Raw genomic sequence first — 23,863 nt, 5'->3', positions numbered from 1 at the left:
CTGTCTAAAATCACCGATACTTTCGGGCAGGGCGGGACCTATTTAGCAAAGCTCGAAACCAATCCTGCCTTCAAGGGACCGGTCGCGTCCAAAACCCCACAAGCCAAATTGCTTTTTGAGGCGATCGCAAATTGGAACGTCCTAGGTAAGGGTTCACGACCCGAGGTTTCGTTTTCCGTGAACCTGTGGTAGCGTATGGCGCATGGACATGCCGAAACTGACTCCGGAGATGATGGCGGCGTGGCCGCCGGAGGCGGTCGCTTTCATCCAATTGCTGTTGGCGAAGATCGCGGACCTTGAGGAGAAGCTGAACAAGAACTCGCACAATTCCTCGAAGCCGCCGTCGAGCGACGGGCCGGCCGTCAAGCCCGCTCCTCCAAAACCGGCCTCGGGAAAGAAGCCGGGCGGCCAGCCGGGGCATCCGAAACAATCCCGGACGCTGTTCCCGACCGCCCAATGCCATCGCGTGATCCCCTGTTTCCCGCCGCCTGCCGCAACTGCTCGAAGCCGCTGACGGGAAACGATCCGAACCCGTTGCGATTTCAAGTGACCGAACTGCCGCCGGTGAAGCCCGAGGTCACGGAATATCAACGCCACCGGCTGGTCTGCTCGTGCGGCTTCTCCACTTGCGGCCCGCTGCCGCCCGGCGTGACCGGCCAGGACGGCCCCCGGTTGCGGGCGGGCGTGGTGTTGCTCACCGGGCGATATCGGATGAGCAAGGAGAATGCGGCGAACCTGATGGGTGACCTGTTCGGTGTGTCGCTGTCGGCCTCCCGGGTCTGCTCCGTCGAGACCGGGGCGGGGCGGGTGTTGCAACCGGTCGCCGACGAGATTCTTGAGGCCGCCCGGCAGTCCGCTTCGAACATCGACGAGACGTCGACGGGCAAGGGCCGCTGGTTGTGGGTGATGGCGATGGCGACGGCTCTCGGCACAGCCTTCCAGATTGTCTCCGGCCGGAACCGCGAGGAACTGCTCAAACTCATCGGCGAGAACTATGTCCGCATCCTGACCAGCGACCGGCACAGTCTCTATTCCCGCGTGCCGCCCGGCGATCATCAATACTGTTGGGCTCATTTGCGGCGGGATTTTCAGGCGATGATCGACCGGAACAACGGCGGGTCGGAAGTCGGGCGAGAGTTGTTGAAGCTGTCGGACGAACTGTTCGGGCTGTGGAAGCGGGTGCGGGACGGGACGCTGACCAAGTTCGCCTTCGCCTCGAAAATGTCCTTCCACGGCAGCTTCCGCACCCGTTTCAACGCCACGCTGGAACGGGGCGAGGCGTGCGGCTGCGCCAAGACCAGCGGCACGTGCGCCCGACTCGCGGAGCGGGAAGTCTCCCTGTTCCGGTTCGCGTTCAACGACGGGGTGGAACCGACCAACAACGCGGCCGAACGGGCGATCCGGCATGGTGTCATCTGGCGAAAGCAAAGCCACGGACCCAAGAGCGAGGCCGGGGCGAAATACCTGGCCAACATCTGGAGCGTCGTCGAGACCTGCCGTCAGCAGGGCCGAAAGGTCTGGGACTTCCTCGCCGACTGCTTCGACGCCGCCCAAACCGGAGGCCCGTTGCCAAGTCTGGTCGCCCGGGAATCTCAGCCTCAAGCGGCCTAAGTTAATATGGGTCGTGAACTCCTACGGGTCGTGGCCGAATTGAAACCCATCGTCCTCGGCCAGTATGTCTTTGATTACGTGTTCGCCCGGATTGCCAAGGATTATTCGGTGGATTGACAGGCACACGCGACCTTTTTCTCATCCTTGATTTCGGCCGCCGTTTCGGTCAAACTGAAGCATTCAAAATAAAATCTTGATTCCGCGCGAACCGTTAGAGTTTGCAAATTCTCTGTCTTTTGTGGATTGGAAACCACTAACCCGGAGCAATCTCTCTACTTGTGAATGAACCTTCGCCCATGAATGTTCATTCACATTGCATTATCTTGGCCCCCCTACCCTCCATCCACTCCGCGCAGTGTGTCAACGTGTTTCCAAGCCCGTCGCCCGGATTTTAATCCAATTTCCAAACGAAAGACAGACATGCTTAAAATCAAGGAAGTGAAGCTGGTGTCAAAACGCGCAGTCCGGATTGTCGCGTTGATCGCGATTTATGTGGGCCTCGGCGCCCCCGGTCTGGGTGTCATGTTTGGTTTTGCCGCCGCCCCCGCCGTCCTCCTGCCCGTCACAACGGGCTCCCTAATTGCGTTGCTTGTGTATTCGTGGTCAGACATCGCGGATGAATTCAAAAAGACGCGATCCATCCACAGCCGCTGGCTCAAGATGGCTTCCTCAAAAATCGCAAAACTGACATCTGACATCGCGGCGTTATCTTCGCAAATTTCAGATCTTAAAGCCCACATCGACGCGATGGGCGGGCGAAATGCATCCCCAAGTCCAAGCGATCCACTCGATACCCATCAAACTACATGGCGCGAAAAAGAAGCCGAAAAGAAATTGAAAAATGCCCCCGGACGGCCGGCCGCTGAAGACGGGCCTGCCGGTAGCAATTAAAGTCGCCACTCTTTAAATTTTCGAGTTGTCAAAGATCACGCTCGTCAGCCATCACACCCTCAAAGATATCTTCTGCCGATCACTTAGTTACGGGGTGAATCACGGAGTTCCGGCCGTGAATTTCACCCCGCGATTTCCCCCGGCCCATTGTCTCGGCCAACGAAAAAAGCCGCCCCTTTCGAGACGGCCCACATCATCAACAGATCATTGACTTCAAGACTCTTCTTCCGGCGTTTCCAAATTCGGATGGCCGAGCCGATAGCTTCCCGGCGGCCCGCCATGAGCCGACCCTAATTGAATAAACGGCCCCCCTCGCTCTGGCCGCTTTTGACCGGCGAAACACCGGATAATCCGCGAAACATGGTCATTGATGGTTTTGCGTGACAATTCCCCTGGATCATGTCTTGTTGGCACAATCGCAGATCATCCGGGTAAAACTGGAGGATTGATTTGTCGGCGGCTAGTCCGGTCAAAACGCGACCGCCCGACACCACTGGCGCGTGCCCACCCGTCTGTCGGCCGTTCTTGGCGTAGTAAGTTTGGTATGGCACAAGACGGCGTCGGCTAGTTTTGCGACAAAAATACCGCTCCCGGCACTCTTCAATTCGGCCAGCCCCTGCAATCATCATTCGAGGGCAAAGCGTTGATAGGCAGAGGCCGCCTCCGGACTTCCCCTCGGTGGTCCACCGAACGTAGGCTTGTCTGCTGTGATGGGGTTTCATCGGCGGGCGTGAGCGGGGCACATTTTTGACCGGCCGATTGGACCGGGACGAACGAAACCGACATCGGCGGGCGTGCCAAGGGCCTCTCTCTTCGACCGTCCAGTCGAAATCATCAATTCTTTGCCTAATTGGTGGTGTGGGCAATGCCGAGTCTTTTGGCCCACTGTTTTGATGGGGAGGGTCTCTCCGCTGAAAGCCAACAATCACGTTTTGCCGGGCATTGCATGTCTCTCAAAATTGGAAGAATAACAATCCGGACCATCATCCGCAATCACCGTCGCCAAGCCGCGCGCCTGGTATCATAACCGACCGGGCGCACTTCAAAGCGACCGTATTAAACGACGCAACCACTGACATAATCTTGGGTTGCAACAATCGAGCTGACAGGATTTGAACCTGCGACCTCTTGGTCCCGAAACTACCCGTCCGACACTCGCCGAAAGATCCGAAAGCCATGGCTTTCAAGCACTTTACACCGTGGGGCCACGCTTGTCCAGCCTTGAAAACCGATGCGAAACTTGTCAATGAATCGCAGTACTTTGCAAGCACTGCACAGTACAGAAGCAGTACAAAGGATGCGATTCTCCGTTGGCCAAGATGAGTACTTGGTTCGCAAAAATTACCATCAGAGAAGAGTGATTGACGATTCTCATCCACCCGACTCATGACATGATGTCTGGTGGACATCGAAATGAAATTGGATCAGCGGACTGACCGGAGTAATAAAAAAACGGATATTTAGACAACAGTGTCTTGTGATCTTAAACAAGAGAACCGGACGCCCAAGAGTCTGTCGATGAGGGACTTGTTAACGCCCCAAACTGAGAAAAGTCTTTCATTGAAAATTCGTTTCTCCGAACAGGCATTGCGATAGCCGGAAGATCATTGTCTGTCCTGTCATCTGTGCTTGCCCGGTCGAGACAGTTCGCAGACCGCGATCAGCCCCAAGTCCTTCCCGTCGCCGGAGGGCGATCGGTTGTTTAGCCGGCTGTCACTTTCCATGGCCTCCAAAAACGGAAGCCCGGCAGAGCATGACGGGCTCGACATCAACACCCGGCTCTGTCCGCCAAGTTGCCCTCAAAGAGATGCCGCAGATCCGCGTGAAGGTCGGCGGCGCCCGCGAGGTCGGAACAGATCATCCAGTCATAACCGCGGGTGTCGTCCCGCGCCATCTGGTCAGACAGCCAGTGCTCAAGACTGTTCACGCCATTGCCTGCGCCCTTGAACTGGCACAAACACAAGGCCTGCCCGGGCGGTTTGTGCGAACTTCATTCAGTCGGCGACGAGAGCCGACGGATCTTCGCCGTCACTTCCGGTCCCAAAATCGCAGCATCCGACAGCGGGTGACGAACGACGCGCAATCATCGGGCTTCTCCAGGGAGATCATCCCGTCATCTCCCTTTTCTGCCGCCCCCGCCTTCCGCAACAATGCCGCCGCCGTGGGAACATGGCCGATGAACTTGTTGTGTGCGAGCGCATCGGCGACGAAGTCACGGGCGGCCGGCCGCCCGGCCAGTTTTTCCGCCCCGGCGGCGGATGTCAACAAAACCACGGCGTCGAACAGAACCGACGGCGCCCCTTCCAGTTTTTCATCGGCCGGGAGCATGGCCCCGTCACTTGCTTTCACGCCGCCCACCTCCGGGGCGATGAGCGTCATCGCCGCCCCCTCGGCCTTCAACGCCACCGCCAATGCCTTTAACAGGTTTGCGTCAGCCCCGTCGGTGACCAGCACGCCAACCTTGCGCCCGGCAAACGTCTTCGGGCCGTTCTTGAGAATGCTCAATTTGTCCGACGATTTCAAGTCCTGCCGGGTCGGCCTGGCCGCCGGCATCGGCTTGGGCATCTCGGCCAGTCGCAGCCCGAGAGCCACCTTGTCGGCCAAGGCCTTGTCGATGTTGAGCAGATGCGACACCATCCGTGTCCGGATGTCCGGGCGTTGCACCTTGCTCAACTCAAAAATCAGGGCGTCGGCCAGATGCCCCTGTTCGACGGCCGTCTGGCTGACATAGAACTGCCGGGCCTGGCTGTAATGGTCGGCGAACGAGTCCGGCCGGACTCGGATTTTTGTGCCTTCGACCGTCTCGGGAACCGTCTTGAATCCTGCCGGCGCCTCCCGCGGGCCGCCCTGGTCGGCCCACGAGTTTGGCTCGTAATTCGCCCGCCCCTTTGGATTGCGCATGGCCATGTGGCCATCCTGCTGGAAGTTGCGGACCGGGGCCTTCGGGGCATTGATCGGGAGGTGGGTGAAGTTCGGGCCGCCAAGTCGCTTCAATTGCGTGTCCAGATAGGAGAAGTTCCGGCCTTGGAGCAGCGGGTCGTTGCTAAAGTCGATGCCGGGCACCACATTCTGCGTGCAGAAGGCCACTTGTTCCGTTTCCGCGAAAAAGTTGTCCACCGTCCGGTCGAGGACCATCCGGCCGACAATTTGGACCGGTGCCTCTTCTTCCGGGATGATTTTCGTCGGGTCCAGCACGTCGAACGCGAACCTCGCCGCGAACGCCTCGTCGAACAGTTGCACCCCCAGTTCCCATTCGGCCGGCTGCTCGGCCTGGATGGCGTCCCACAGATCGCGACGGTGGTAGTCCGGGTCGGCGCCGTTGATCTTCACCGCCTCGTTCCACACAACCGACTGAAGCCCGAGCTTCGGCTTCCAGTGAAACTTGACGAACGTGGACTTGCCGGCCGCGTCCACGAGCCGGAACGTGTGGACGCCGAATCCCTCCATGAACCGGAAGGAACGCGGGATGCCGCGATCAGAGTACACCCACATGACCATGTTCATGGATTCGGGTGTGAGGGAGATGAAGTCCCAGGCGTTGTCGTGGGCGGTGGCGGCCTGTGGAAATCCGCGATCCGGCTCCTCTTTGAAAGCGTGAACCATGTCGGGAAACTTCATCGGGTCTTGGATGAAAAAAACGGGCATATTGTTGCCGACCAAATCCCAATTTCCCTCCGTTGTGTAAAACTTGGTGGCGAAACCGCGGACGTCGCGCGCCAAGTCCGCCGATCCCTTGCTGCCGGCGACGGTGGAGAAGCGAACGAACACCGGCGTTTTCTCTCCCTTTTTGAAAACAGCCGCCCGGCTGACGCCGGCCAGCGCCCCATTGCTCTCAAAGAACCCGTGGGCGCCAAAACCTCGGGCGTGGACAACTCGTTCGGGGATGCGCTCGTGGTCAAAGTGGAAAATCTTCTCGCGGAAGTGGAAGTCTTCCAGGAGGGCCGGGCCACGGGCGCCGGCCCGAAGGGTGTTTTGATCGTCGGCGACCGGAACACCCTGCTGGGTGGTGAGGGCCGATCCGGCGCCGGCCGTCTGATGAGTCTCGCCGCCGGTCCCGGCAGTGGTCGGTCCGTTGGCGGGCTTGGCCCCGTTCGTGGCGGCCGGCAATTCGGCGCTGACGGCGTCGGCGGGTGTCGCGGTCAGCCCGGCGCCGAGGGCGCCGGCGGCGGCGATAAAGTGGCGGCGGGTCGGGTCGGACGGAGCTTGATCCGGCATGTTTTATTCCTTGTGCGTGCGGAAAAGAGATAAGTTTTGAAACCAACAAACGAATGACGGTGGCTGCTCAGGGGCAACACCTGTGCCGTCGGGCGTCACCCCGGCCCACAGCGACAAATGAGAAGGAAAGTTCCGGCGTCCGTGCTTCCGAAGGGATAAGCCGCATGTGGACCTGTAATGCCGATGCTTCCAGAATCAACCGGCTTTTGGAACATCCCTTTGGCAAGTGACCGGCCGGGTCATGGTTTCTTCGGCTCAGCCGGGCGGGCAAACGTCCCGACCAAATCCCCGGCGGCGAGAACATGTCCACGCATGGCGGCGAGCGCTTGCGTTCGCGTCGCTCCTATTGGCAGGTCCAGTATCGCGTCCAAGGCGAATATTTGGATGTGGTAGTGGTGGGGTGGATCACCCGCCGGCGGACGCGGTCCGTCGTACCCCGGTTTGCGACCATGGTTGCGCCCTTAGTCCATTTTTCGCGGGTCCGACAGTCGAAAGTCCTTCGCCAGTCCTTCTCGCGCGGTCGTGGTGTCGGGCGGGACGTTCCACGCCACCCAGTGCGACACTGGCAGTTCCAATGCAGTCGCGTCCGGGTCGTCCATCAAAATTGCGTAGGATTTCGTCCCGGCCGGCCCGGCCGACCAGTCCAACGGCACGCTGGCATTCTGGTCGTAGCCGGAGTATTTGGCCGGGATCGGGTCGCCGTTCTTGTAAGCCGGGGATGTCACGGTCAATTGTCCGGTCGTTTTCCCTTCCGGGGATTCAATCGCCAGCGGCATTTTGACCGGCTTCGGCGCCTCGCCAAGCGGCGGCGACATCGGGGTACCGGGCTTTTCTTTCCCGGCGTAGGAAACGCGGTAGATGATGCCGTTCCGGTCATCCGTGAACAACAATGCCCCGTCCTTCGCGATGGCCAGCCCACACGGCCGGCCATATTGACCCTGCGGCGTCAGGAAGCCGGTGACAAAGGGCGTAAAGCCGACCGGCTTGCCCTTTTGAAAACTAATCCGCACCACCTCATAGCCCGAGGGAGGCTTGCGGTTCCACGACCCGCGCATGCAAATGAAGGCGTCCCCCTGGAGGACGGCCGGGAACTGTCCTCCGGTGTAGAAGGCCATCTGCATCGGGGACGAGTGAGCGGTGTATCCCATCGACATGGGCACGGCCATCTTGGCAAAATCAGATTTTTCCAGCCCGCCCGGCGGGTCAATGTGGGGATTGGCCGCATTCGCCCCGTACAGGTAAGGCCAGCCATAGTGCCGGTCTTTCTGAATGTGGTTCAGTTCTTCCGGTTGCTCATCGTCGCCGAGCCAGTCGATGCCGTGGTCCATGCCCCACAGGTCGCCCGTCGTCGGATTCCAGTCAAAGCCGACAAGGTCGCGCAGTCCGGCGGCATAAATGGCCCGCGTCTTGCCGTCGGATGTCAGTCGCAAAAGAGTGGCGTTCTCCGGGTTCGGCTCGTTGCACTCGTTACAGGTGGACGCGCATCCGACGTACATCATGCCATCCGGCCCGAACCGAATGGTGCGAGTGTGATGCCGGCCGGCGTCCGGCAGGTCGTTGACGAGCATTTCCAGCGGGCCGAACGAACCGTCTTCGCGAACGGGGGCCGTGAAGATTTCCTTCACCGTGGCGAGGTAGACGTGATCCTTGTGAAAGCAAATGCCGTGCATGCCGGGCCGGGCGGCGACACGAACGGGCGGGCCCGCAGCCTGCCCATTCTCCCCGACCCGAAGCATTAGCACGTCGGCCTGCTCCCGCCGGGTGATATAAACGTGCCCGGCCGGGGAAACAGCCAAGAGGCGGGCGTTGCCCAAGTCCGCCGCAAATTTCTCAATGCGGAAGCCTGCGGGCACGCGCAGTTGCGACAACGCCGGCGGCGGCAGTTCAGCCGGCTTGACGATGTGCCCGGTGATTTGCACGTCGGCCGTGCGCTCCGGGGAACCGGCTTGAGGAATGACCTTCGGGGCCGCCTCCGGCATTCCGGGTGTCCCCTTTTTGGCCGGCGGTTGCGCGACCACCAACGCCGCCGCCATAACGGTCGCCAACCCGGCGACCAGCCATATTCGCTTCATCGGATGTTTCTTTCTAAAAGGAAAAGGCAGGGTCGGATGATCGGGATCCGTGCATGGAGACGCTAGAATACAGTGCTTCCAGCCGACAATCATCTGTCCCGCTCGTCACTCCTCGGTCGATTAGTGGTTTTGCCATGTCAGCCCGGCGCCTTGATGTTTTTTTAACCGTTCTGGATATTTGAAAGGACGAATTATTACCGAGCCCGCCTTGGGTGGATGGTTCCGCAAGCCAAATAACTTCAAAGCAAAAACAGCGCCTGCGGTCCGGCTGGGGCAAATATGCGGCTTATCCCGACGTCGAGAGAATGAGGTCTGCCATCGAACCGTTACAACGCCCCGATCAACCGGTGTCGACCTTCTGTCTTGTGAGAAGCCGACTTCTCAGGGATTCAAAAATGCTCAAGAGATCTGGCCGAGAAGCCTCTCGCGATGATCGCTCCCACAGAACAGACCGTTCGTTTGTCAAAGATTGGTTAAGGCTCGGAGGAAGTTGTTTTGGCTGACTGGAGTTTTGGTGTTCGGGCGTCTGGAGGAGTCACGCTGCCCGCACGTCGGAAATCATGTTTTGCTGTCATGATTCTGACACATGAACCTTGGAGAACTGTCTCATTTGACGTCTTTTATCTTTTGGCGTCCGACGAGCAGGGATTTGACCTTGATCCGCTCGGACTGGAAGCAACCCAGGCTGGCCCGAACCGATGCCTTGAGGACAGCCAAGATATCGAACAGTCGGTTGTGCGTCGCCCGTCGGTGCAGTTTCTTCGAGAACCGTTCAATCGGATTCAGCTGCGGGCTGTAACCGGGCAACCGTTCAAACCGCAGATGCAGGCTCTCGGCCAAGGCGTCGTCGGTCAATTTTCCCCGGGCCACGGGACATTTTCGATGAGCACAACCACCAACGGGTGCCGCTCCCCGGGACACACCCGGCAAATGTGTCGCAGATAGTCGGAGAAGGCCTGTTGCATCCGCCGGGTTTTGCTTTGGTCCGTCTTCTTGTTGGCGTTTTTGGGGCATTCCAATCGGCGAGTTCCTCGTGAGTCCAGTTGGCCCAGTCCAGCCCCTGCTTCGCAGGCCCGTCGATCGCCCAATGACGGACTTCGTCTGCCAAGGAGTCCGGGATTCGGCCGGGTTGTTCGGGCCGGAGTTCGTCCAGACCGCCATCGCAACAGGCGTTGATACATCGGGTGACGGTCTTGCGATGAACACCCAGATTGGTGGCGATGTTCTGGCGGGGACGCCCCGATGAGCCATGAGCACAATTTGGAGACGATGCCGAAGTTTCGGATCGTCCGTGGATCGGAACAAGGCGTCGAGACGTTCGACCTCGGAATCGGGTAGTTGAATTCGGATCATGGGCTGCACCCGTAACAGAAGAATTACCTCCCGTTAAAGGCTGGGACACTGCCGGGTTCATGTATGAGAACGCTCGGAAACGTCGCAGGCCACGGCGATCACATGGTTTCCGGCGCCGGAAAAACGCCGGGTGATTTCGTTCAGAGCCTCCTCGCTGCGGGAGGCGATCACGACCCTGGCGCCCGCTTTCGCCGCCGCTCCGGCCGTGGCCAAGCCAATGCCGCTGGAAGCCCCGGTGATCACGATCACCTAATCGGACATGATGCACCTCTTGATAAGTCGTGACGGCGCAAAAAGCGGCCGTCTCCGACCGGCAAAGGTGCAAATAACGAACCAAATTCCCGGACGGCAACCACCCTTCCAAAGGCAGCCAATGATTGGGCCTTGGATTTGCGTCTGAAAGCGGCTCCTGGCTTTTCTTCTGCTCCTTGGCGAAGGCCCACATGACACCCGAGAAAAATCGGCCAGGCATTTGCGATGGTAACGAACATGACCAAATCAACGCCGATCAATTTCAACACGATCCGAGTCGGATGCGCCGGGTGGTCGCTGCCGAAGGAGCATGCCGGGCGATTCCCGGTCGATGGCTCGCATCTGGAGCGATACGCGGCAAAATTCCCCGCCGTTGAAATCAATTCCTCCTTTTATCGGCCACACCAGCCAAAGACATATGCGAGGTGGGCGGCCTCCGTGCCGGACGATTTTCAATTCGCGGTCAAGATGCCCAAGGCCATCACGCATGAACATCGACTCATTGATACTGATGACTTGCTCGATCGGTTTCTTTCGGAAGCCACCGGCCTTGGAAAAAAACTGGGCCCGCTGCTGGTTCAGCTCCCGCCCGGCCTGTCTTTTTCCGATTCAGTGGCCAAGAAATTTTTTGGCGGTCTGCGTGACCGGTTTGATGGAGATATCGCTTTGGAGCCTCGCCATGCGAGTTGGTTCATGGCGTTGCCTGAACGATTCATGTCGACATTTCGATTGGCCAGAGTGGCCGCTGATCCGTCCGTGGTGTCGGCGGCCTCCGAACCGGGCGGCTGGGATGGGCTGACCTATTACCGACTCCATGGATCACCGGTAATGTATCACTCAATTTACTCCGATGAATATTTGGACATGCTTTCCGCCAAACTAAAGGCCCAAACGAATTCGGCCAACATCTGGTGTGTCTTTGATAATACGGCCGACGGCGCCGCCACGGCCAACGCCCTTGATTTGCTCGAACGAGTCCGATCCTGATTCTATTGTTCGGCCATGATTCGATAATTTGTAATTGCTTGGATGGGGCAGCGGTGCCGCCAACGGCCGCTTTCGCAATGTCACCTTCTTCGGCTAACTCTCTTTCGGCTTGTTTGAGCCTGTCGTCACTGAATCCACCTTGATGATCTGATCGTCGGCGACAACAAACACCCGATCCGGCGGTGATGGAGCGATATCCGCCAGGCCCGTGAATTCGCCAAAGGCGGGCAGGACGCCACAATGTGGGCCGAACCAAAAACACGGAAGCCGCAACCGTTGTCGGCCGCGGCCCAGAAGCGTGAAACCCGGATGCAAATGGCCCGCGAGCGTGTAGCCCTCGTCGCATTCAGTTGGATGATGCGAGAACACGAAAGGCGGGTCGGCCAGCAATCCCGGATGCCAGTCGCCCCATCCCGGAGGCGGGTCGCCGGCCCGGTCGTGGTTGCCGCGAATCAGGTCAATCTGAAGTCCTTGATGTTCTCGCCGCCATTGTTCCAATTCGGCCAGCACGCGGTCGGAGCGACCGGGCCGGGCGTGCCAAAAATCACCAAGAATCAGCAGCCGTTCGGACTTGGTGCAAACTAGCGATTGCCGCAGGCGATTTAAGGAATCGGCGCCGCCACCGGGGACCGGAAGGCCGGCGTGACGGAATGTCTCGGCCTTGCCAAAGTGCGGATCAGCCAGCAGAAGAGTTTGCCGGCGAGGCCAGTAAAGCGTGCGGTCCGGCCGCAACTCCAGCAGTTCTCCGGCCAGTTCAAACGGGGTTGTCATGCCATGTCCGCCTGCCGTTCAAGGTCTCTCACCATCTTTCGGACCCGGTCCGCCAGCGTTTCCGAGGAAACGGTTTGCCGCAGCCGGTCGGCCAGCAGCGGAAACGCCAGCGGAGTCGGGCGCGGCGTATCCGCAAGCAGAATATCTCCTGCTTGCAAGCGGTCCAACGCGGCCCGCATTCGGGAGTATTCAAACTGACGGTCCAGCACTTCACGGTTGGCCTGCCATAGCAATAGGTTGCCCGGATCGTATTCCTTGAAGACGGCATAGAACAGCGAGCTGGAGGCTTGCAATTGCCGGGCTGATTTTTGGGCGTGCGGCATGCCGGGGGTGATGAGTCCGGCAATGCGGGCCACCTCCCGGAATTGCCGTTTCGCCAGTTCGGCCGCATTGAGGGATTCCATCACGTCGTCGGCGAGACTTGCCGGGTCCAGCAGAGTTCGCACCAGATCCGTGTCGAGGTCGAACGGGTCCGGCGAAAGCAGTTCAAAGCCAAAATCATTGACGGCCAGCGTGAACGTCTGCGGCCGGATTTTCCCCAGTCGATACGCCAGCAGCACCGCCATCCCTTCGTGAACCAGCCGCCCTTCGAACGGATAGAAGAAGGCATGCGATCCTTGCCGGGTCCGCAATCGTTCAACCAGCAATTGATTCGGCCCCGGCAGGCGGGACCAGCGGGATTGCACCTCCAGCAACGGACGCACCGCCCGCATTTCCGGCGAGGCGAAGCGGCCCTGGCGGGCGTCGTCCAGTTGGCGTCGGATTGCCGCCGCCAGTTCGGAGGAAAGCGGCAACCGGCCGCCGGTCCAGCGCAACACGGTGTTCGGCGGGCGTTTCGCCAGTTTCACGCGGACCGTCATTTCATGGAACCGGACGAACTCCAGCACACGGCCCGCGAACGCAAAACGATCCCCGCGTTTCAATTTGGCGGCAAACGATTCCTCGACCGTGCCGAGTCGGCCGCCGCGCAGGAAACGGACTTCGATCACCGCATCCCCGCTGATCGTGCCGATGGCCATGCGATGCCGGCGGGAGACTCGCGCGTCCGGCACCGTTAGCATCTGATCCCGGACGACGACCCGGCTGTATTCCGGGTACGCTCTCAACGCGTCACCCCCCCGCGTGACGAAATCCATCACCCAGTCCCATTCCGTCGCGGAAAGATTGCGATAGGCAAAGGTCGTCCGCACTTCATCGAACAAAGCGGCGGGTGTGATGGTCCCGACAAGGGCCGAACTGATGATGTGCTGGGCAAGCAGGTCCAGTGGTTGCTTGACCGCCTCGCGGCTTTCGATGGCGCCGGCTAAGGCGGCTTCGCGGGCGGCGGCGATCTCGATAAGTTCCAGAGCGTTCGTCGGCACGCAGGTCACGCGGCTCACCACGCCGGGTTGATGGCCGCTGCGCCCGGCCCGTTGCAACAGGCGGGCCACTCCTTTCGGGCTGCCAATCTGCACGACGCGATCCACGGGGGCAAAGTCCACACCCAAGTCGAGGCTTGAAGTGCAGACCACACAACGCAATCCGCCAAGACGAAGCTGCTCCTCCACCCAGTCACGCACGCCGCGATCCAACGATCCATGATGCAAGGCCATCTGGCCGGCCCACTGCGGCCGGGCCTTCAGGATTTCCTGATACCAAATCTCCGTTTGCGAGCGAGTGTTGGTGAAGACCAACGCCGTCCGGCCTTCTTCGATCAGGTCGATCACTTGCGGAAGAAGCGTCAACCCGAGATGGCCCGCCCACGGAAATCGCTCGATGTGAGGAGGAATCACCGCGTCAATAATCACGGTTTTCGGCAACTGACCGCGAATGACCCGGCCACTGTGGCCGGGGCCGAGCAGCGAGGCCAGGGCGGTGTCGAGATTGCCAAGGGTGGCCGAGAGACCCCAAGTCCGCAGGCCGGGATGAAAGGTCCGCAACCGGGCGAGGGCCAGTTCCGTCAGCACGCCGCGTTTGGAGCCAAGCAGTTCATGCCACTCGTCCACGACCACGCAACGCAACCCGGCAAATTTTTCGGCCACGTCGGCGCGGGTCAGCAAGAGGGACAAGCTTTCCGGCGTCGTCACCAAGACCGTCGGCAGGCGTTTGGCCTGTCTGGCCCGCGCGGATGATTTGGTGTCGCCAGTCCTGACGCCCACCTCCCAATGGAGTCCGAGCGGGCCGAGCGGCCGTTCCAAGCTGGCCGCTGTGTCCGCCGAGAGCGCGCGCAGCGGGCTGATCCATAATACCCGCAACGGCGGCTTCTTCTTTTCCGGCGGCTCGCAGATGGTTTCCAAGACCGGGCCGAGAAAGGCGGCGTAGGTTTTGCCCGTGCCGGTCGAGGCGTGGATCAGCCCGCTTTCCCCGGCGGCATAAGCGGCCCATGCTTTGCGCTGGAATGCGAACGGCTTCCAGCCGACAGAGGCAAACCATTCGTCGGCGGTCACGACTCGCCCCCGACGCGCATCAGGGCTTTCACCCGTTCGAGCGTGTCCGCGTCGCGGGGCTGTTTGTCCTTGCGCCAGCGCAACATGCGGGGAAAACGCACCGCCACGCCGGACTTGTGCCGGGAGGATGCTTGGATGCCCTCGAAGCCAAGTTCAAACACCAGCATCGGCGTGACCGTGCGGACAGGGCCGAATTTTTCCAGCGTGTTTCGCCGGACGAACGCATCGACCTCGCGGATCTCTTCGTCTGTCAGCCCACTGTACGCCTTGGCGATGGGAACCAAAATTTCCCCGTCCCACACCCCGAAGGTGTAATCGGTGAAGAGGCCGCTGCGACGGCCGTGCCCCGCCTGGGCGTTGATGAGCACGGCGTCAACCGCGTAGGGTTCGATCTTCCATTTCCACCAATCGCCGCGAATCCGGCCGACCCGATACGGGGAGGATCGTCGCTTGAGCATCATCCCCTCGACTTGTCTCTCCCGGCTCGTTTGCCGCAGATTTGCCAACGATTCCCACGAATCGGCTTGCACACGCGGCGAGAGAATCAACTCCGGATGGTCAATAGCCCGGGCCACTTGTTCAAGTTTGTCCCGCCGCTCCGAAAGCGGGCGGTCGCGCTGGTCCACCCCGTCGATCTCAATGAGGTCGTAAGCCATCAGAACGACCGGCACTTCCTGAAGCAATTTCTTGCCCACCGTCTTGCGGCCGATGCGACGTTGTAATTCTTGGAATGGCAACACTTGGCCGTCTTTCCACGGTAAAATTTCCCCGTCCAGCACGGTTCCGTCCGGCAGGGCGTCGGCAAGACTCTTGAGTTCCGGATAACGGTCGGTGACCAGTTCTTCTCCCCGCGACCACACGAATGACTGGCCCCTCCGCCGGATCACTTGGGAGCGGATGCCATCCCACTTCCACTCAACCTGCCAGTCTTCCGCCGATCCAAGTTCCGGCGGCTCGCCTTCCAACGGATGGGCCAAGAAAAACGGATATGGCTGGGACGCGGCGCCATCCCCGGTCTCGGCCGACACCAACGATTGATAGAACGCGGGCGTCGGCGACCACTCGCCCATGAGGCGATGTGTCACCAAACCGGGGTCGAGTTTTGCCACGTTGGCCAGCGCCCGCACCACCAGCAATTGCGACACGCCGACGCGGAATTCCCCGGTGATGAGCTTGTTCCACACGAACCGCCGCCGGGCGTCGAGTTCGCGCCAGGCGGTCAGCACGGCGGCCTTTTGTTCCTCCTCGGGCATGGCCCGCAATGGCAAAAGCCGTTGTTCCACCCAGTCGGTCAGCGACATTTCGGAAAGTTGTTCGGAGGTGGGAAGCAACAAGGCAATGGTTTCAGCCAGATCGCCGACACTGTGATAACACTCGTCGAACAGCCATTCCGGCAGATCGGCCAATTCACGGACCCATTGCCGCAGTCGCCGGCTCGGCGCCGCCTGCTTGGGCTTGCGGCCGCTCAGGAAATAGACCGCCCATATGGCGTCGGCCGGGGTGGCCGAGGCGAAGTAGCGTTCCATCGCCGCCACTTTGGCCCCGGTTTTGGTGGTCGAGTCGAGTTCGGCGTACAGATCGGCGAATTCCCTCATGATGCCTCCCCGCCGGCCACGTCGTCCTCGTCACCGAAGCGCGTGGCGATCACCCCGGCGTCCAGCCCATGTTCGCGGAGCCAACGCGCCAGCACTCCGGCGGAACCGTGCGTCGCCAGCACACGGCTGGCCCCGGTGAGCGACACCGCTTCCAACAACCCCGGCCAATCCGCATGATCGGACAGGACAAACCCGCGATCCGCCGACCGTCGCCGTCTCGCCCCGCGCACCTGCATCCATCCGGAGGCGACGGCGGTGGAGGCCGGTTCAAAGCGTTTTTGCCACGCCGACCCTTCGGCCGACGGCGGGGCGATCACCAACGCCCCCGCAAACGCCTTGCCCTTGGCCGTCTCGCTGACCAGTGCTGTTTCGGGAAGCTTTACCCCGGTGGCCCGGTACGCCCGGTTGAGATTTTCGACCGCCGCATGGGTGATGATCGGCCCGATGCTCGCGTCCACGCCCGCGAGTATGCGTTGTGATTTGCCCAGCGAATAGGCAAAGATAATACTCGCCCGGCCGGCGTCCCGATTGGCCCGCCACCATGCGTTGATCTGGTGAAAGATGTCCCCGGAGCGTTCCCAACGGTAGATCGGCAGCGCAAACGTGGACTCGGTGATAAAGGTGTCGCATCGCACCGGCTCAAACGGCAGGCAGGTCGGATCGTCGGCCAGCTTGTAATCTCCGCTGACGACCCAGACCTCCCCGCGATATTCGATCCGCACTTGCGCCGACCCCAGCACATGACCGGCCGGATGAAACGACACGCGCACCCCGTTGATATCCACCGCTTCGCCATAGGGCCGTGTTTCCAACCGGACATCACCCAGCCGGGCTTCCAACAATCCCCGCCCCGCCTCGGCCGCCAAGTATGACCGGCTTCCCCGCCGGGCATGATCGCCATGCGCGTGGGTGATGACGGCCCGGTCAACATCCTTCCAAGGATCAATGTGAAAACCACCCGCCGGGCAGTAAAGGCCCTGATCGGTCAATTCGACCAACGAATCCGACATGACATCCTTCCGAGCCGAGGGTTCCGGCCACCGGCCCTGATTAATAGGCCGTAGATTCGACCAATGGCGAGCGACTCGCGCGGCTTTGGAGGTTCGTTCCAGATCGGCGGGTCGAATTGAATTTGGAATTGATCGCCCTGAACTTTGGCCGAAGATGCCGCAAGTGTTTCGCGGCCACATTTATCGTGGAGTAGTGATCGGCGAGCTTTTAATCGACCGGCCGCCGAGTGAGCCGGACCAGCTTTCTGGAGAACCGACTCGGCGTTCAAAGATTAGAGGGAACCTTCAAAGTGATGCGATGATGTCACATCACTTTGAGGTGAGAAAATCGTATTTCGATTTGTCAGAACGTCATATGGCAATTGACATGCCCTGGAACAAAGGGGCATCCCATCTCTGGACGGATGTTGACTCATCCGGCTGGTTGCCTGTCGTGAAAACACCGCCATTTGATTTGCGGCCAAATGATGGCCGGGCGGATCACATCATGGGCATCATCCAGGCAAAATAGCTGACAGTCCGGATCACGAAGGTAAAGTCTGGCGATGGCGAGCCGATCGGTGGCGGCGGAGCGATCACCGTGGTGTCCGGCGTCGGCATCGGCACCGCGGGCGGAGGCGGGGCAAGCGTCGTCGGGTTGTTCGGATCAACCGGATTGATGCCGATCGGGTCGGTCAGCGTCATGAGACTCAAGTTATAAGTCACGGCCGTGGAACCGGCCGTCATGTGGCCGTCGATAACCATCACATACTCCCCCGGCATCAGCAGCACGGCGCGGGCCGCTGACGTGCCAATTTTGGTGTTCCATGACGAAAGCGCCTGGCCGGCCATGTCATAGATCGTTACCGTCGTGGCGGAGGGCGAATTGGCCCCGAGGGCAGTCGTGGAAAGGCTGTAAGAGATCACCTGGGCCCGGGCGATGTACAGACTGCGGAACACCGGGCCTTCGGCCGCCGTGATCGTCTTGGACTCCACTTTCGTATAGTCGACCGTGACGGTGCGGAAGTCGGCGTCCAGTTGATAGTTCACCGGGGCGCCATCCGTTGAAATCTTCACGAAGTATGTCGTCTTCTTGGCCAGTCCTCGGACTTGCAATGTCGTGCTGTCCTCACCGTCGCCCGTCACGAACTCGGCGTTGATCAACTTGCCGTCTTTGTCGTAAATTTCAATCTTGGGCACAACACCATTGCCTGGTCCTCGCACGATGGCCAGCAGGGCGACTGATGTCTTCTTGTCATCAAAATCGGGTGAAACGAACTTGAAGTACCCCGACGCCCCGGACGAGACCAACGCCGAAACGGAATAATTGGCGAGCGTGGTCGGAGTGCTCACGGCTGGAAGCGTCACGGCCTTGGCCAGGGTGGTGTTCGCTGCGGTCGTTGTCGAGACGGTCGAATCAAGCGTCGCCGGGTCCGTGGCGGCAGAGTCAAAGATGGCGGAGACCTTGTAGGCGCCTGTCGCGCCGGGTGTGAAAGTCGCCGTCAGCGGGTCGGTTCCGGCTTGGATCGCCGGTCCGCGGACGACCACATAATAGGTCGTCTTGGCCGCCGCCGGGAGTGTCAGAGAAATGTCCTGCCCCGGCACGCCGGAGGCCGAGGCAAGCGTGTTTCCCTTGCCATCTTGGATTTCCACGCGAGGCACGAGAAGGCTCAGGCCGGCCGTGCGGACGTTCACCGTCACTCCTTGGGGAATGGCGGCCGGGGTGGTGAACTTGTAATAATCCAAATCAGTCGAAGTGCCGATATCCCCCTTAATGTAAAGCGTGCTTGTCGCCGGTGATGACGTGAGGGCAAACGCCTTGTTGAGAGAGTTATTATCCCCCGTGCCCGCCGGGTCCACCCGAATGCCGTAGAGACCAACAACCGATGCTGCGTCGCCGGAAGAAATGGCGGTTCGCACGCCTCCATAGGTCTCGTACATCGCAGAGTCCGTCGCCGTCGAGTTTCCGATGCCGATGGCGTGGCCGGTTTCTTGGAGCAGTGTGGTGAACAGGTCAAATTTTCCCGGCGCCGCCCCGACGGAGAAATGGAAATTCGTGTTCAGAACAATGTCGCCGGCGCGGGTCTCGACCAAGGCGCTCGGCGGCGTGGTGATCGCCAGCACATTCGAGTCGAGGGGACGGCCATAGATGCGGATGTCACCGAAGCGAGCATCCCCTTGCGAGAGACCGGCGGCTCCGAGCGGCGCTCCGGTGTCGGCCACAAAGCCGAAATTCAAATTGGCCGGCGTTGACCACATCGCCAGGGCGCGGGAAACCTCATTCTGTATCTGGGCCGCGCTGAGACCGTCCGCGCCTAGGGCCGAGAACAGGTTGCTGTTTACTCCGTCCACGGCCGTTCCGTCCGGAACCTCGCTCACGGTGACGTGACGATCATTCCATCCGACGCCAAACAACGCCGGAGTGTCACGGACTTCGAGCGTTTCGACGCTTAATCTCGGGCGTTTGAAGATCGCCGAATTTCTGGTGTTACTCATTGATTCACTTCCGGAGAGCAGGTTGCGAGATAATCAAGGCGGACAACAAACGGGAGTAATTCAGCAACTGGCCGAATTCAGGGGAGGTTCGGAGCGGGTCGAGATCGGTGTCGACCGGCAAATATTGGTGGCCATAACCGGATTGCAGTGATTTGGCGACCAAGGCGGTCGCGGTCTTCGCATGTTCCGGCTTCGTCTTGGCGAGGATCGCGTACACGCACGCGGCCCGATACCAGGCAAATGGCGTGTCGGAAAGTTTGATCGCCTGGTCGGCGGCTTGGACGGCTTCGTCCGTCTTGCCCAGGCGGGCCAGATAGACCCCTTTGGAGCAGACGGCGGGCACATAATCCGGGTGACGTTCCAAGATGCGGTCGATCATTTCGACGGCCTTCGCCGGCCGTTGGAAGACTTCGCCCTCCAGGTAACTCATGTTTTGGAGCGGCTCGATGGCGTGCGGATTGAGCCTGGCCGCCGCCTCAAAATCGGTGAGAGCCTTGGCCGGCTCGGTGTTCATCCGGGCCACGCCTCGGGCGACATATCCCTCGGCATCGGTCACGGGCATGCTCATGCCTCGCTCGCGGTCTTTTTTGGCGCCGGCCGCGTCGCCGCTCAGTTCCCGGATGTTTGCCCTCAGGAACCACGCCCGCACCGGGGCGTCGTTGCTTTTGAGCAGATCATTGACCTCGGCAAAGGCGTCGTCCCGCTGGCCCTGGCGCAGGAGAACGATGGCCCGGAGAATGCGGGCGGCGTGCAGCGCCGGTTCCAGCCGAATCGCCATCTCCACATCCGCGCGGGCCTGCGTGTGATTCTGCATGGCCTCGGCCACGGACGCCCGGTTAAAGTATCCCGGCGCAAACTTTGGCTTGAGCGTGATGCTGCGACCATAAGCCTGCAAGGCATCAAGCGACTCGCCAAGCATCTGATGCGCCCGGCCAAGCATGAACCACGCCCCCGCGTCCCCGGGCTGTTCGGCGGTCAGTTCCAGCAAATGCCTCCGGGATTCCCGGTAATGTCCGTTTGCCTGCAACTCCGTGGCCAGCAGAAACTTCTCCCGACGGTCCGTGAGGTTGGAGGCTTCCAGCACGCGCTTGAGTTCGGCCAGACGCTCGGCTCCGGTCTTGGTGGCGGAATCAAAAGTCTGCTTCTGCCATTCCATGATCGGCGCGTCGTTGGCCGACAGGTTCCGGCCGGCAAGGCCGTGCAGATCTTTGACCTTGTCCCGCCGGGCCGGGTTCAGATAGGCGGCCCTGGCCAGCACGAAGGAAAGTTCGCCCACTCGACGCCGCAGCCCCTCGCGTTTCTCAGGCGCCAACGCGGCAACGAGTTGTCCGTCGGCCCAGTCCGAGTTTTCGAGGGCCGACACCTCTCGCAGGGCGGTGAGGCCGTGTTCGACTCCTGTGTCCAGCCATTTGGTGTTCTCGGTCTGACAGCTCAGGTATTGATCTGCAAGTTCCCGCTCGGCGTCAAAACGATCCACCATCGCCAGAGCTTCATTTTGCGTGCGGACATAATCGGCCTTTTGACGCTCCAGATTGTGCCAGACCGCGACTCCCGTAACGGTCAGCCCGATAGCCGCCAACAAGGCGATCATTGAGGCGGGCGAGGCAAGCCTCGGATGCCGGCGGCACCATTTGGCGACCCGCTCCCGAATCGATGGCTCTGATGTGTGCTTCAGGGGCTGATCGGCCAAATGCCGTTCAATTTCTTGCGAAAGCTCGCGAGCCGAGGCGTACCGACCTTGCGGAGACGGATGAAGACACTTCCGCACAATGGCTTCCACGGCGGGAGTCACCGCCGGGTTGAACTTCCGCACGGAGGGAATTTCGCCCAGCCGGTCGGCCAGCATCTTGGGCAGGGAGGCTCGCATTGGCCCGGAATATGACGCGTAAGCCGAACGACCGGCCAACAGTTGAAACAAAATCAGGCCAAGAGAATAAATGTCGCTGCGGCCGTCGAGAGCCCCGGTTCCTCCGGCAAAAATCCCCATCTGTTCCGGGGACATGTAGGGAATCGTGCCGGCCATTTTGACAGCTTGGGCAGATTGTTGTTTTGTGTCTTCGGCGAGATTGAAATCAAGCAACAAAGGAGCGCCGTCCGGAGTCAGCAAAATGTTCGTCGGCTTGAGGTCGCGGTGAAGAATGCCCCTGTCGTGGGCGTGGGCCAGACCGTCCGCGAGACGGGCGGCAATCCACAACACGGATTCGACGTAACTGGCATGCGACGCGGAATCGCCTTCGAGTTTCGTAGTTGCTCCGGACAGTTCGGCACCCAAGGCTGTTCCGTCGCAAGAACGATGTTCCGGGGCGTGGCCTGACCCGTGAGACTTGGAGGATTGACCGGAACCCGCCGTGGGATCGGCCAATCCCTTGGTGCTGGCGGCCTGAAGACTGCGAAGCGTGGTGACAACAAACTGGCCCGACGCCGGCGGTGTGCCCAAGACTTGAAGTTGCCGGCACAAGTCGGCCAGGGTCGTCCGGCCGAAGTATGGCATGCAGACGGCATGCAGTCCGTTCGCCTGGTGGGCCGAGTAAATCGGCATGATGTTCGTGTGTTGCAACTGGGCCAGATTCTGAATTTCCCCGCCCAAGTCCACCGACACCTTCAAAGCCACCCGCCGGCCGGCCAAATCCCCCTGACGGGCCAGATAGACCCGCCCGAATGCCCCCCGGCCGATCTCTTCCTCCAACATGAAGTCAAGGAACTTGGTTCCGACCTGGGGCATCTCTTGGATGGCATTCTGAACCCGGTTGGAAGCCCCGGTTTTTTTTTCAACCAATTCCCGAACCCAGCCATCCCGCAGTTCTTGGTCAACCGGCCGCAACTCGGCCCGGATCGGGGTCATCGGACTGATTGGCTGCCGGTGAGTGTCGGGATCGGCATCAACCGATGCGGATTGAAGGGGTTCGGCCATGACAACGGCGGCTTGAATTATCTCCAATGAATTGGCTGGAAAGTCAATCACTGGCGATACCAAGGTCGGTTCGTCCAAACCGACATCGGCATCATGTCTCGGGGATTGTGGACCACGGAATTTCAAGTCGTTGAGAATGCTCATGAAGGCTCGGGCTTTGGCCAAGACGACCCTGACGTCTGGGCCGACAGTTCCAGTTGGGGCAGATAATCTGGCACACTGGTTGGTAGAACTACTTTGTTAAGAGCGGGAAAAATTACGATTTTTATGAATGGGCTACTAATTCATTTATGGCGACAGATTTTAACTTTTAGACTGATATTCAAGACAGACTTTGCTTGTGAGCTGAAATGATTTGAATTGATAAAATAATTCAATTGCGTTGCAAGGTATGCTGTCGGGGAAATTCTGACAACAAAGCCTGTCGACGGTGATGTCAGGATTTTCCCGAGGTTTTGATTTTTGATCCATCAGACGGCCAGATTACACTGAGAAACAGCTTCATCAGAGTCATGGAAGGAGGCGGCAATGGATGTTTGGTGCCGACAGCACCAGCCGTGGGTAAACGGATCAAGGCTAGCGTCAAAGCCCCAATTTTGAGAAGTTTGAAGTTACATGGATTCAAAGAAAGACGGAAGCGGGGAAATAAAAGAATGTCATTTAGTATCGGTGGAAGCAGCTGTTTGCTCGATCCCGCCGAGGGGGTGGCAACCTTGGATGTGCGTCAAATCTTAGTTGGTAGTGTTTCTAGCAATACAGATTTTGAACAGGGGAAATTGTCGTTTTGACGCAATCTGGCGCCAAGAAATCTCTGACACTTCAAAGGGAAGGATATTTTGCTTTTTTTCACCGAACCTGATTCTCTATATCGGATGAAAAGCGATGCCGCCCCCCCGGCCTTGCAATTACGCAAGGATAATACCACGATGAAGGGCCAATTCGTCTCGCAAAGCTCAATTGGATGTGACTCGAAAACGGCCGGACGTTTATGGAGTTTTTGGAACGATCTGTCAGAAAAACCCCTTTCTAAAACCATTTGTGGCCGACTCACCAAATTGGAGGCACGAACGAGTGATTCCGGGCCGATAGAGGCATCGTCGGCGGCTTTCCGCCACCTCTGAAAAATCACCGGGAGGATTATTTCCTGATGTCCGGCATCACTCCGCATAATCGGTGGCTGGATGACAAATGCGCCAAGGCATTCTGGGATCAAAAGCGATATTCCGCCTACCGAACATTGCTGACGGACACGATTGACTGGGCCGCCCCCGTTTCGGGCGAACGATGGCTCGAT

The 23,863-nt window shown here is 59.8% G+C and carries 13 protein-coding genes and 2 pseudogenes; 5 read left to right on the top strand and 10 right to left on the bottom strand.

The annotated features are described in order from the left end of the window. The 3 genes and pseudogenes from BGIM_RS67495 to BGIM_RS0137055 form a co-directional block, all read left to right on the top strand. The coding region (locus tag BGIM_RS67495; protein ID WP_040891488.1) for a hypothetical protein at positions 1–192 on the top strand (192 nt) is incomplete at its 5' end. 10 nt (positions 193–202) lie between these two features. Further along, positions 203–1,611: pseudogene (gene tnpC, locus BGIM_RS54390) on the top strand (IS66 family transposase). Positions 1,612–2,031: 420 nt separating this feature from the next. Beyond that, entirely contained in the window at positions 2,032–2,502 is a 471-nt protein-coding gene (locus tag BGIM_RS0137055; RefSeq protein WP_020474679.1) for a hypothetical protein, read from the top strand. 2,028 nt (positions 2,503–4,530) lie between these two features. On the opposite strand, the gene BGIM_RS0137035 is transcribed toward BGIM_RS0137055, so the two are convergent. From BGIM_RS0137035 to BGIM_RS68485, 4 genes and pseudogenes are all read right to left on the bottom strand, one after another. Beyond that, on the bottom strand, positions 4,531–6,717 hold the full coding sequence (locus BGIM_RS0137035; protein WP_020474675.1) for a catalase: 2,187 nt from the start codon (positions 6,715–6,717) through the stop codon (positions 4,531–4,533). Positions 6,718–6,956: 239 nt separating this feature from the next. After that, a pseudogene (locus BGIM_RS0137030) lies at positions 6,957–8,696 on the bottom strand (YbhB/YbcL family Raf kinase inhibitor-like protein). Between the two features lie 699 nt (positions 8,697–9,395). Continuing rightward, entirely contained in the window at positions 9,396–9,659 is a 264-nt protein-coding gene (locus BGIM_RS58915; protein ID WP_020474673.1) for a transposase, read from the bottom strand. Between the two features lie 540 nt (positions 9,660–10,199). Beyond that, positions 10,200–10,385: an SDR family NAD(P)-dependent oxidoreductase gene (locus tag BGIM_RS68485; RefSeq protein ID WP_390568173.1), complete on the bottom strand. Its 186-nt coding sequence runs from the start codon at positions 10,383–10,385 to the stop codon at positions 10,200–10,202. A gap of 246 nt (positions 10,386–10,631) precedes the next feature. Here BGIM_RS68485 and BGIM_RS0137005 point away from each other — a divergent pair, with 246 nt between their 5' ends. Further along, a complete protein-coding gene (locus tag BGIM_RS0137005) occupies positions 10,632–11,381 on the top strand; it encodes a DUF72 domain-containing protein (RefSeq protein WP_020474668.1) in 750 nt (249 codons plus the stop codon). A 93-nt stretch (positions 11,382–11,474) separates the two neighbouring features. Here the strand turns inward: BGIM_RS0137005 and pdeM are convergent, their stop codons facing one another. Genes pdeM through BGIM_RS0136985 form a run of 4 tightly spaced genes read right to left on the bottom strand, consistent with a single transcriptional unit; the run spans position 11,475 to position 17,183 of the window. Then, entirely contained in the window at positions 11,475–12,152 is a 678-nt protein-coding gene (gene pdeM / locus BGIM_RS0137000) for a ligase-associated DNA damage response endonuclease PdeM (protein WP_020474667.1), read from the bottom strand. Further along, the gene (locus BGIM_RS0136995) at positions 12,149–14,578 is read right to left on the bottom strand and encodes a ligase-associated DNA damage response DEXH box helicase (RefSeq protein WP_020474666.1); all 2,430 of its coding nucleotides are present in this window, start codon (positions 14,576–14,578) and stop codon (positions 12,149–12,151) included. The genes pdeM and BGIM_RS0136995 overlap by 4 nt, the downstream gene beginning before the upstream one ends. Then, positions 14,575–16,173, bottom strand: a complete 1,599-nt coding sequence (locus BGIM_RS0136990) for an ATP-dependent DNA ligase (RefSeq protein WP_020474665.1) — start codon at positions 16,171–16,173, stop codon at positions 14,575–14,577. Before BGIM_RS0136990 ends, BGIM_RS0136995 begins: the two co-directional genes overlap by 4 nt. Then, on the bottom strand, positions 16,170–17,183 hold the full coding sequence (locus tag BGIM_RS0136985) for a ligase-associated DNA damage response exonuclease (RefSeq protein ID WP_020474664.1): 1,014 nt from the start codon (positions 17,181–17,183) through the stop codon (positions 16,170–16,172). Before BGIM_RS0136985 ends, BGIM_RS0136990 begins: the two co-directional genes overlap by 4 nt. A 163-nt stretch (positions 17,184–17,346) precedes the next feature. Between BGIM_RS0136985 and BGIM_RS63930 the strand changes: the two genes are divergently transcribed. Then, positions 17,347–17,694 carry a hypothetical protein gene (locus BGIM_RS63930; RefSeq protein WP_157369711.1) on the top strand — a complete coding sequence of 116 codons (348 nt, stop codon included), beginning with the start codon at positions 17,347–17,349 and terminating at the stop codon, positions 17,692–17,694. On the opposite strand, the gene BGIM_RS0136980 is transcribed toward BGIM_RS63930, so the two are convergent. Together BGIM_RS0136980 and BGIM_RS0136975 are read right to left on the bottom strand one after the other, a co-directional pair. Then, positions 17,664–19,658, bottom strand: coding sequence for a matrixin family metalloprotease (locus tag BGIM_RS0136980; RefSeq protein ID WP_020474663.1), 1,995 nt, complete (start codon positions 19,656–19,658; stop codon positions 17,664–17,666). The genes BGIM_RS63930 and BGIM_RS0136980 overlap by 31 nt on opposite strands. A gap of 4 nt (positions 19,659–19,662) precedes the next feature. Beyond that, positions 19,663–22,569 carry a serine/threonine-protein kinase gene (locus BGIM_RS0136975; protein WP_162136326.1) on the bottom strand — a complete coding sequence of 969 codons (2,907 nt, stop codon included), beginning with the start codon at positions 22,567–22,569 and terminating at the stop codon, positions 19,663–19,665. Positions 22,570–23,863 lie beyond the last annotated feature (1,294 nt).

This window comes from Zavarzinella formosa DSM 19928, from assembly GCF_000255705.1.
Lineage (GTDB): Bacteria > Planctomycetota > Planctomycetia > Gemmatales > Gemmataceae > Zavarzinella > Zavarzinella formosa.
This window is presented reverse-complemented; position numbering and strand designations above follow the sequence as displayed.